6 protein-coding genes are annotated in these 11,283 nt (G+C 48.9%); all 6 read left to right on the top strand.

Features of this window, described 5'->3' with window-relative positions; all coding sequences use genetic code 11:
• Positions 1–16 precede the first annotated feature (16 nt).
• The 6 genes from nagE to folC all read left to right on the top strand — a co-directional run bounded on the left by nagE (position 17) and on the right by folC (position 11,278).
• Complete coding sequence (nagE, locus tag JIG40_RS15755; RefSeq protein ID WP_020327960.1) at positions 17–1,507, top strand: N-acetylglucosamine-specific PTS transporter subunit IIBC; 1,491 nt, start codon at positions 17–19, stop codon at positions 1,505–1,507.
• Between the two features lie 244 nt (positions 1,508–1,751).
• The gene (gene glnS / locus JIG40_RS15750) at positions 1,752–3,422 is read left to right on the top strand and encodes a glutamine--tRNA ligase (RefSeq protein WP_047459147.1); all 1,671 of its coding nucleotides are present in this window, start codon (positions 1,752–1,754) and stop codon (positions 3,420–3,422) included.
• Between the two features lie 459 nt (positions 3,423–3,881).
• Positions 3,882–7,940: a FimV/HubP family polar landmark protein gene (locus tag JIG40_RS15745; RefSeq protein ID WP_348541341.1), complete on the top strand. Its 4,059-nt coding sequence runs from the start codon at positions 3,882–3,884 to the stop codon at positions 7,938–7,940.
• 127 nt (positions 7,941–8,067) lie between these two features.
• Positions 8,068–8,862, top strand: coding sequence for a tRNA pseudouridine(38-40) synthase TruA (gene truA, locus JIG40_RS15740; RefSeq protein WP_020431785.1), 795 nt, complete (start codon positions 8,068–8,070; stop codon positions 8,860–8,862).
• A 176-nt stretch (positions 8,863–9,038) separates the two neighbouring features.
• Positions 9,039–9,965, top strand: a complete 927-nt coding sequence (accD, locus tag JIG40_RS15735) for an acetyl-CoA carboxylase, carboxyltransferase subunit beta (protein ID WP_020327956.1) — start codon at positions 9,039–9,041, stop codon at positions 9,963–9,965.
• Between the two features lie 44 nt (positions 9,966–10,009).
• Entirely contained in the window at positions 10,010–11,278 is a 1,269-nt protein-coding gene (folC, locus tag JIG40_RS15730; protein ID WP_061056738.1) for a bifunctional tetrahydrofolate synthase/dihydrofolate synthase, read from the top strand.
• The last annotated feature ends 5 nt before the right edge of the window (positions 11,279–11,283 follow it).

Genomic DNA, 11,283 nt, shown 5'->3' with positions numbered 1-11,283 from the left:
ATAGGGGGAACTTAAGGTGAATATTCTTGGATATTTTCAAAAAGTAGGTAAGGCCCTGATGGTGCCTGTTGCTACTTTACCAGCCGCGGCCATTCTTATGGGTGTCGGCTACTGGATTGACCCGAACGGTTGGGGTGCAAACTCCGCACTAGCAGGGTTCCTAATCAAAGCTGGTGCTGCGATCATCGACAACATGTCATGGCTGTTTGCGGTAGGTGTTGCGTACGGTATGTCGAAAGACAAAGACGGTGCAGCAGCTCTGGCTGGTCTGGTTTGTATGTACGTTGTAACCACTCTGCTTTCGCCAGGTGCAGTTGCTCAAATTCAGGGCATTGACCCTGCGACAGTGCCAGCAGCGTTTAGCAAAATTCAAAACCAGTTTGTGGGTATCCTCGTGGGTATCATCTCAGCTGAAATCTACAACCGTTACTCTTCAGTAGAACTGCACAAAGCTCTGGCGTTCTTCTCTGGTAAACGTTTGGTCCCAATTTTGACCTCCTTTGTTGGTATCGTCCTGTCTTTTGTTTTGATGTACATCTGGCCAGCAATTTACGGCGGTCTGGTGCATTTCGGTGAATCAATCCAAGGCATGGGTGCGACGGGCGCAGGTATTTACGCTTTCTTCAACCGCTTACTTATCCCTGTAGGTCTACACCACGCTTTGAACTCAGTATTCTGGTTTGACGTTGCTGGTATTAATGATATCCCTAACTTCCTAGGCGGCGCGAAATCTATTGCTGAAGGCACGGCTGTCCCTGGTGTAACGGGTATGTACCAAGCTGGTTTCTTCCCTATCATGATGTTTGGTCTGCCTGGCGCTGCGCTGGCGATTTACCACACCTCTACAGCGAAGAACAAAGAGAAAGTCGCAGGTATCATGATCGCCGCAGCATTTGCCTCATTCTTCACTGGTGTAACTGAGCCTCTAGAATTCTCGTTCATGTTTCTGGCTCCACTGCTGTACGTACTGCACGCGCTGCTAACTGGTATCTCAGTGTTTATCGCGGCATCAATGCACTGGATTGCAGGCTTCGGCTTCTCTGCGGGTCTGGTGGATATGGTTCTCTCTTCTCGTAACCCACTGGCTGTGAACTGGTACATGCTGATTGTTCAAGGCTTGGTATTCTTCACCCTTTACTACGTGGTATTCCGCACCGTTATCGTGAAATTCGGTCTGAAAACTCCAGGTCGTGAAGATGAAGATGAAACTGTTGCAGTTTCTAAAGGTTCAACAGAGACTTCAGAACTGGCGAAACAGTACCTGAAAGTTCTGGGTGGTCACGAAAACCTATCTAACATTGATGCGTGTATCACTCGTCTGCGTCTGACAGTCAAAGATATGTCTATCATCGACGAGAAAGAGCTGAAGGCTCTGGGCGCAATGGGCGTGGTGAAACTGGGTTCTAACAACCTCCAAGTTATTCTTGGTCCACTGGCTGAAATCGTTGCTGGTCAGATGAAAGCGATTCAACCAGAAGAGCACTTAACTGACGCAAAACAGGCATAAGCCTTTTCAGACTCTAGCCATAATTGAAGCCTTCGCCTCGTGCGAAGGCTTTTTCGTTTGATTTGATTGGCGATATAACCGCCGGACTCCAGAAATAATCATAAGAAAACGGCAGTTTTTATTGTGAATTCGTTCAGAATTGTGGATCATTAGCGGCAATAATTTCTGCTCTGCCGGGCTTTTGAAGCTTTTAAATGCAGAAAAATTTTTCTGACAATACTAAATAAACTTTGAGGTGCTATAGATGAGTGAAGCTGAGGCTCGTCCATCGAACTTCATTCGCCAAATCATTGATAAAGATTTAGCGGATGGTAAACACACTAGCGTGCATACTCGTTTCCCGCCAGAACCAAACGGTTATCTGCATATCGGACACGCGAAGTCGATCTGTTTGAACTTTGGTATTGCTCAGGACTATCAGGGTCAGTGTAATTTACGTTTTGACGACACAAACCCAGAAAAAGAAGATCTCGAATACGTTGAGTCGATTAAGAAAGATGTGAACTGGTTAGGCTTTGAATGGTCTGGCGATGTTTGTTATTCATCGGATTACTTCGACAAGCTTTATGAATATGCGGTGGAACTGATCCAAAAAGGTTTAGCGTACGTTGAAGAGCTAAGTCCTGAGCAGATCCGTGAATACCGTGGCACATTAACAGAGCCAGGTAAACACAGCCCATATCGTGATCGTAGTGTGGAAGAAAACCTCGCGCTGTTTGAAAAAATGCGTGATGGTGGTTTCGCTGAAGGCCAAGCGTGTCTGCGTGCGAAAATTGATATGGCGTCTTCATTCATCGTGCTGCGTGATCCTGTGTTGTATCGTGTTCGCTTTGCGGAACACCACCAGACAGGTGACAAGTGGTGCATCTACCCGATGTATGACTTTACTCACTGTATCTCTGATGCGTTGGAAGGCATTACACATTCACTGTGTACACTTGAGTTCCAAGACAACCGCCGTCTGTACGATTGGGTTCTGGACAACATTACGATTGATTGCCACCCACGTCAGTACGAATTCAGCCGCCTGAATCTCGAATATACGGTTATGTCTAAGCGTAAGCTGAACCAACTGGTGACTGAAAAATTGGTGGAAGGCTGGGACGACCCACGCATGCCAACCATTTCAGGTCTGCGTCGTCGCGGTTTCACTCCAGCCTCTATCCGTGAGTTTTGTAAACGTATCGGCGTGACCAAGCAGGACAACCTGATTGAATTCGGTGTGCTGGAATCGTGCATTCGCGACGATCTGAACGAAAACGCCCCGCGCGCGATGGCGGTTCTGGATCCAGTTAAGATTGTGATTGAGAACTTTGCTGCAGACTCTGTTGAAATGCTGCATATTGCAAACCACCCGAACAAACCAGAAATGGGTGAGCGTGAAGTACCGTTTACTCGTGAAGTATGGATTGAACGTGAAGACTTCCGTGAAGAAGGCAACAAAAAATACAAACGTCTGGTTCTGGGTAAAGAAGTTCGCCTGCGTGGTGCATACGTGATCAAAGCTGAGCGCGTTGAGAAAGACGAGCAAGGTAACATCACGACCATCTATTGTACCTACGATGCAGATACTCTGGGTAAAAATCCTGCAGATGGCCGTAAGGTAAAAGGTGTTATTCACTGGGTTTCAGCAGATAAAGGCGTACCTGCGGAATTCCGTCTTTATGACCGTCTGTTCACCGTGCCAAACCCGGGCGCAGCAGATAACTTTGCCGCGACAATCAACCCAGAATCACTGGTGAAACTGAACGGTTTCATTGAACCAAGTCTTATTTCTGCTGAAGCTGAGTTCGGTTATCAGTTTGAACGTATGGGTTACTTCTGTGCCGATGCCAAAGATTCTAAAGCAGATGCGTTGGTATTTAACCGCACCGTTGGCCTGCGCGATACTTGGGCTAAAATCGACGCTGAGTAAGCGTTTTGCACTGTGATCATTGAAATAAAGCCAGCACAACGCTGGCTTTATTTTTATCAATAATCACCTCACACGTGAGCGGAGACCTGCCCCGAGCACAAAATTTGTGTGAGATTCCTGCGATTATTGTGGTCGAGACACATTTTTTGCCTTACAGCCTATAGTTTTGCCTAGCTGATCCGATATATTTAACAGATCATTGTATTCCTTTAGTTAAAGCATTCAGCTGAGCCTTTTATGCGTCAATTTTTCCAGCGATTGCTGTTGCCTTTGGCAGTGGCTGCCGTCACTCAGACTTCTATCGTAAGTGCAGAAGGCATTCGCCTTATCGGCCCGAGCGGTGAGGTACAATCTTCTCCGCAATTCAGCAGTGAGATTGTGCGTAACGCTGCATCCTCTGCAAATAGCGAGCCTTCAACATTTTTTGGTCCGACAACCGAGCAAGACACCTTATGGTCGATTGCCACTCGTCTAAAGCCTTCTGCGGCGGTAACGGTTCAGCAAACATTGCTGGCTATCTATCGTCTCAACCCTCAAGCGTTTGAAAATCAAAATATTCATAGCCTGATCCCGGGCAGCACACTCCGAGTGCCTTCTCTGGCTCAAGTGAGTAGTGCGACAACGCAAGAGGCGATCAATATTATGGCAGCGCATCAAGCGCGCCTCAATCAGGGAGACGTTAAGCCCGCGATTCAACCTGCTCCAATCGCAAAGCCTCAACCTGTAGTGGAAGCGAAAACTCAGCAGGCCACAGCCAAGGTTGCTGAAACCGTCACTGTGCCTGCAATGGTTGATACAGTGAAGCCTGAAGTCGAGAAGGTAGAAAAACAGATTGCAGCTTCAGATACCGAGTTGGTTGCTCTGGAAGAGAAAAATCACAAACTGCGCCTGATGGTGGCGCAGATGCAATCTGAAGTCGACAACCTGAAACAGGAACTCGGCGATGAGAACCGCATCCGTTCTGAAGTCGAGAAATTGCTGCAGGAAGAGCGCGTCAAGCGCGATGAAGCACAAAAACTCGCGCCATCTGCGCTCGACCAACTGTTGTCCAATGGTTGGATGGTTGGCTTGTTAGCGCTGATCCCGGGTTTGTTAATTGGTTTACTGGTGCTGATGTTGCTGAGTCGTCGCTCGAAGTCTTCATCAACGGAACCTACGCTGCAACCTGCTCAAACTGCAACTCCGGAAGCTGCTATTGCACCTGTCACTGTCGGTGAACCCGAAATTGATGGTTTGGATGATGAACTGCTGCTTGACGATGATTTGTTTGGTGATACTGACGACAGTGAAAAACTGTTCAGTGACGAAGTCGACAGTAAAGATGAAGACGATATCTTCGCAGACCTGGATGAGAGTGATCTTGATTTCAATCTCGAAGGCGAGGATGGACAAGACCCATTCGCTGGTATTGACGATGATGGCGATCTGGATACTGAGTTTGGCAGCAACAGCGGTATCAGCGTCAACAGCGAAGAGAAAGCGCTCGGTCTGGAAGAGATGGAGCGTGCGCTGGATGAAGCGACGCACAATGCGAATGATGACGATGATGAAGCGGCCTTTGATCTGTCTGATGACGGTGACATGTCGCAGGCTGAAATCGAATCTCTGCTCGCAAATGATGGTGAAGTGGAAGATCTGGAGTCAGATGCGATTGATCAATCGATGTTGGATGAGCTGCTGAGTGGATTCGATCAAGAAGACGACACTGCCGACGACCTCGATTTTGATACGTTGCTGGATGACAACCTTGACGAGCTGATGTCTGATCCGATTGAACGTGAGCTCACTCAGACCGATGTGAAAATGACCTCGGATGAGGATCTGGAGAGCCTGTTTAACAGCATCGAATCGCAAGCAGATTTGGATACGCTGGAAGCTGAAGCCGATAACTTTGAAGAGACGGCGTTGCTGGACGAGCTAATTGATGAAGATGTTACTCTCGATAGTGACAGCACGGATCTGCTTGATGAACTCATCGCTGACGAAGACGGCTTGGACACACTCGAGCTGGATGAAGACTTTGATGTTGCCAGCGACAAATTATTGAACGAATTGCTGGATGAGTCTGCGCCGGAACCAAGCGAGGAGTTTGACCACAACAGCCCAACCCTGCTCGATGAATGGGTGGAGAAAGAAGAGCAACCAGTTAAAACTGAAAATGTGGCTTCTGAATCGGTCGAAGAGCCTGTTTTAGATGACGGTACGGAGTTTTTTGAAGAGTTGTTGGAAATTGAACAGCTGGCTCAGGAACCAACTGCAGAGTTTAACAGTGACAACTTCAAAGATGATTTGCTGAGTTCTGTTCCAGAACATGATCCGTTGCTCGAAGAGTTCAATCTCGATGATGACGAGGAATCAGCGTTTGAAGATGAGGCCTTCGATTTCAATCCTGAAATTGAAGGTACTGATTCTGGGGCAGAGATGCAGCCAGAAAAAACGCCAACAGCAGTGACTGTGCCCGAACCTATCGCGAACGAGTTTGGTGTCCCACAAGATGATGACTGGCTGTTGGATGAAGAGTCAGAATCAACCAGTGAAATAGTGGAGGATAGCCAACCGCTATCTTCGGCCGACTTCATGGCAGAACTAGATGGAGCAGAAAACACCGAGATCGTTGAGAGTGTTCGCGACAATGTCTCAGAGACCACTTCGGCATCAGATGACAACGATGTTGAGTGCGATTTTTTCGCGGCAGAATTGGATGATGAATCGTTTGATTTCGATGAATTAGCGCTAGCGGAAGACAGCGAAGAAGATGCGCTGGCGGAAGCGATGGCGCAGCCGGAGTTGTCGGGTGAGCCCGAAGCAGAGGTTAAAGAAGAAAATCTCGCCGCAGAATTGGCCGATGTTCAGGCAGAAGATGAGTTTGAATTCGACGACTTGGAGCTACCGGAATACAGCGAAGAAGATGCGCTGGCCGACGCGATTACGCAGCCGGAGTTGTCGGGTGAGCCCGAAGCAGAGGTTAAAGAAGAAAATCTCGCGGCCGAATTTGCCGATGTTCAGGCAGAAGATGAGTATGAATTCGACGACTTGGAGCTACCGGAATACAGCGAAGAAGATGCGCTGGCCGACGCGATTACGCAGCCGGAGTTATCGGGTGAGCCTGAAGTTAAAGAAGAAGGCCTTGCCGCAGACTTTGCTGACGCTCAGGCAGAAGATGAGTTTGAATTCGACGACCTAGAGCTACCGGAATACAGCGAAGAAGATGCGCTGGCAGATGCGATAGCACAGCCGGAGTTGTCGGGTGAGCCCGAAGCAGAGGTTAAAGAAGAAAATCTCGCGGCCGAATTTGCCGGTGCTCAGGCAGAAGATGAGTTTGAATTCGACGACTTGGATCTACCGGAATACAGCGAAGAAGATGCGCTGGCGGATGCGATAGCGCAGCCGGAGTTGTCGGGCGAGCCTAAAGTTAAAGAACAAGATCTCGCCGCAGAATTGGCCGATGTTCAGGCAGAAGATGAGTTTGAATTCGACGACCTAGAGCTACCGGAATACAGCGAAGAAGATGCGCTGGCGGATGCGATAGCGCAGCGGGAGTTATCGGGTGAGCCTGAAGTTAAAGAAGAAGGCCTTACTGCTGACTTTGCTGACGCTCAGGCAGGCGATGAGCTTGAATTCGACGACCTAGAGTTACCGGAATACAGCGAAGAAGATGCGCTGGCAGATGCGATGGCGCAGCCGGAGTTATCGGGTGAGCCTGAAGTTAAAGAACAAGATCTCGCCGCAGAATTGGCTGATGCTCAGGCAGAAGATGAGTTTGAATTCGATGACTTAGAGTTACCGGAATACAGCGAAGAAGATGCACTGGCAGATTCAATCGCTTCTTCTGATATTGATCCTGAGCGTTCGCCTGAAGCAGAGGCTGGAATTGACTTTGAGGCGATGGCGCATCAGGAGTTTGATGAGCGTTCACTCAATTCACTGCTTGATGAAAATGAAGAGAATGAAGGCTTCTCATTCGATCAGCCAATTGATGCACAAACTATCGACAGTGCTGGCATGGACATTGATGCGATGTTGCAAATGGGCGGCGAAGACTGGAATGGATTTAGTCTGACCCCCGATCAGCAAGCCACCATTCCGGATGAAGTACCAGAAGAAGAACGTGCTGTCTGGCAATCAGATATTCAAAACCAGCAGCCGGAAGTGGCAACAGAAAACTGGGCAACGCAGGAAGATCTCGCCGACTTCGACCCGCAAGAGAAGCATTTCATGACTATTGATGAACTGATGGCTCAGGTTGAACGCGAAGATACTGCTTTTAATCCAGATGATGAGGAACTCAAGCTGGACGTTGGTTTGAATGAGTTCCCGGATGTGATTGGTGAAATTTCGGATGTTGATGTGGATAGCAATTCAGAGGCTGCAGGCAAGCTGGATCTGGCCAAAATCTACATGGAAATGAACGATGAAAAAGGTGCCGTTAAACTGCTGGAAGAGGCCATCGTGGACGGCAGTGACGATATTCGTCAGCAAGCTAAACGTTTGATTGATGTCATTAACGGTCGAGCATAGGCTATCAACATTAAATGAAAAGAGGTAACTGGGTTACCTCTTTTTTTGCCTATTAGAAATTCTACGCGATAGGGTTTATACTGCCCGCCCCATTTTCAACGCCCTAGTTTGCTTGAGAGAAGAGAACATGAGAATCGCTTTGGGTATCGAGTACGATGGAACTCAATACTATGGCTGGCAGCGCCAACGCGAAGTAAAAAGCGTCCAGGAAGAGCTGGAAAAGGCACTGACGGTCATCGCTAATCATCCTGTCGAAGTACAGTGTGCAGGCAGAACTGACGCCGGAGTACATGGTACGGGTCAGGTGGTTCATTTTGATACGACTGCGACGCGTAAAATGGTGGCCTGGTCGATGGGGGCCAACGCTAATTTGCCGAAAAACATTGCAGTGCGTTGGGCCAAAGAAGTCCCGGACGAATTTCATGCCCGATTCAGCGCGACGGCGCGTCGTTATCGCTATGTGATCTACAATCATATGTTCCGACCAGGCATTATGTCTTCCGGTGTTAGCCATTATCACGGTGAATTGGATGTTGAACGCATGCATCGTGCAGGACAATTCTTGCTGGGTGAGAATGACTTCACGTCATTTAGAGCCGTGCATTGTCAGTCACGCAGTCCTTGGCGTAACATAATGCACTTAAATGTAACTCGCCACGAACGCTACATAGTGATTGATATTAAAGCGAATGCGTTTGTCCACCATATGGTGCGTAATATTACCGGCAGTTTGATTGCCGTTGGTCGTGGTGAGCAGGAGCCCGAGTGGATTCAGTGGCTGCTGGAAGCCAAAGACCGCAGGCTCGCGGGGGCGACAGCCAAGGCAGAAGGCTTATATCTGGTCGATGTGGACTATCCTGAGGTGTTTGATTTACCCAAAGCGCCGCTTGGTCCGCTATTCTTACCTGAGAATTTGAACTAATTGGCAGTAATTGGTTCAAATATGAACAATATTGTGCGTGGGATGCCCGTACAAGAAATAGGTACAACCAGTTTTTTGTCCACAGTTGGCATTTTCTATGCTTTAATCCACACGCGTTAATGTCGAATTAGAATCTGTCGCAATACAGCGGCAGATGAGAGAGTAAAAGGTCTTGCATGAGCTGGCTTGAAAAGATTTTAGAAAAAAGCAACATCGGAAGTTCACGTAAAGCGTCTATCCCAGAAGGGGTTTGGACCAAATGTACATCTTGTGAACAGGTGCTTTATTACGCTGAACTAGAGCGCAATCTTGAAGTTTGTCCTAAATGTAATCATCACATGCGTATGAAGGCGCGTCGTCGTCTTGAAACGTTTCTGGACGAAGCAAACCGTTACGAAATCGCGGACGAGCTGGAGCCGCAAGATAAACTGAAATTCAAAGACTCCAAACGTTACAAAGAGCGTATTGCCGCAGCTCAGAAGAGCAGTGGCGAAAAAGACGCGCTAATTGTAATGAAAGGCGAGTTGATGAGCATTCCTGTGGTTGCGTGTGCATTTGAATTCTCTTTTATGGGTGGTTCAATGGGGTCAGTGGTCGGCGCGCGTTTCGTGCGTGCGGTTGACGCTGCAATCGAAGCGAACTGCGGTCTGGTTTGTTTCTCTGCCAGCGGCGGCGCACGTATGCAAGAAGCATTGATGTCGCTGATGCAAATGGCGAAAACCAGTGCTGCGCTTGAGCGTTTGTCCGCAAAAGGCCTGCCGTTTGTTTCCGTGATGACAGACCCAACCATGGGCGGTGTATCAGCCAGTCTGGCGATGCTGGGTGACATCAATATCGGCGAACCGAAAGCTCTGATCGGCTTCGCAGGTCGCCGTGTTATCGAACAAACGGTACGTGAAGAATTACCACAAGGTTTCCAACGCAGTGAGTTTTTGCTGGAGCACGGCGCGATTGACATGATCGTAGACCGTCGTGAAATGCGTCAACGCGTTGCTGGCCTGCTGGCGAAAATGACTCGTCAGGAGTCTCCGCTGGTAGTTTCTGTGAACGATGCGCCAAATGAAGCCGCATATTCTGTACCAGAAGCGAACAAAAAAGGGTAAAGTAGGCTCTAACTAAACCAAGCAAAACAATGGTTCTACGTTAGATGAGTCAAAACCCAATTCCTCAAGCCACATCGCCTCTTTCGGTGTGGCTTGATTATTTAACCCATATTCATACCTCAGCCATCGACCTCGGTCTGGATCGTGTTCAGGCGGTCGCTCAAAAAGCCAATCTTACCAAACCAGCTCCTACCGTCATTACGGTTGCCGGCACTAACGGCAAAGGCTCAACTTGCGCCTTGATGGAAGCCATTTTGCTGGAAGCGGGCTATTCGGTTGGCGTGTACAGTTCCCCCCATCTTATTCGCTATAACGAGCGTGTGCGTATCAACGGCCAAGACATGTGTGATGAAAAGCACACTCAGGCATTCGCGTTTGTTGAGCAGCAACGTGGAGAGATTACCCTCAGCTTGTTTGAATTCGGTACTTTGGCCGCGCTGCGCTTGTTCCAAACAGAGAACGTTGATGTGGTGCTGCTGGAAGTTGGCCTCGGCGGTCGTTTAGATGCCACCAACGTGGTTGACCATGATGTGTCAGTGATTACCAGTTTGGCGATCGACCATGTGGATTGGCTGGGGGATGACATCAACGTCATCGGTTATGAGAAAGCTGGGATTTACCGTGCAGGTAAACCCGCCATCTGTGGTCAGCCTAAACCGCCAGCAACCGTGGCGGCGCATGCGGATGACATTGGCGCCGAATTCCATCAGGTCGGTATCCAATTTACGTATGACAAAGTGAGCGAGACGCGCTGGGAATGGCGTAGCGGCTCATTTGAACTGACGGATCTGCCATTGCCAACCTTGCCGCTGCCAAACGCAGCGACCGCATTGATGGCTCTCGGATGTTCAGGACTTGAAATCAGTGATGTCAACATTGTCGAAGGACTGAAGAAGGCGACTTTGGCCGGTCGCATGCAAAAAATCAGCGATGCACCAACCATTTTACTGGATGTGGCGCACAACCCGCATTCAGCTGAATATCTGGTATCTCAACTTGAGCAGCGTTTCCCCGGCCAAAGCGTGCATCTGGTTGTCGGCATGCTGCATGACAAAGACGTGAAGTCGACGCTTGCGATTTTAAAACCTGTGGTTAAGCAATGGTATCCTGCATCGTTGAGCGGTCCGCGCGCGGCCAGTGCCGATGAGCTGTGTCAGTATCTGGCTGAATCGCAAACGCGTTACGCCAATCCGGTCGTGGCATTTGAAGCGGCGTTGACACAAGCGCAGTCAGACGATGTCATAGTCGTGGCCGGCTCTTTCCACACTGTGGGTGAAGTGTTGGAGCATTGGCAAAACAACAACCCGTCTTAATCCAA

The organism is Vibrio sp. bablab_jr001 (genome assembly GCF_016464285.1).
Classification (GTDB): domain Bacteria; phylum Pseudomonadota; class Gammaproteobacteria; order Enterobacterales; family Vibrionaceae; genus Vibrio; species Vibrio fluvialis.
The sequence above is the reverse complement of the archived record's forward strand: the minus strand, read 5'-3'. Positions and strand labels throughout refer to the sequence as shown.

What these genes read in the sequence shown, in the direction of transcription:
- truA (WP_020431785.1), top strand. Translation starts at nt 8,068, where the DNA reads ATGAGAATCGCTTTGGGTATCGAGTACGATGGAACTCAATACTATGGC.
- glnS (WP_047459147.1), top strand. Translation starts at nt 1,752, where the DNA reads ATGAGTGAAGCTGAGGCTCGTCCATCGAACTTCATTCGCCAAATCATT.
- accD (WP_020327956.1), top strand. Translation starts at nt 9,039, where the DNA reads ATGAGCTGGCTTGAAAAGATTTTAGAAAAAAGCAACATCGGAAGTTCA.
- folC (WP_061056738.1), top strand. Translation starts at nt 10,010, where the DNA reads ATGAGTCAAAACCCAATTCCTCAAGCCACATCGCCTCTTTCGGTGTGG.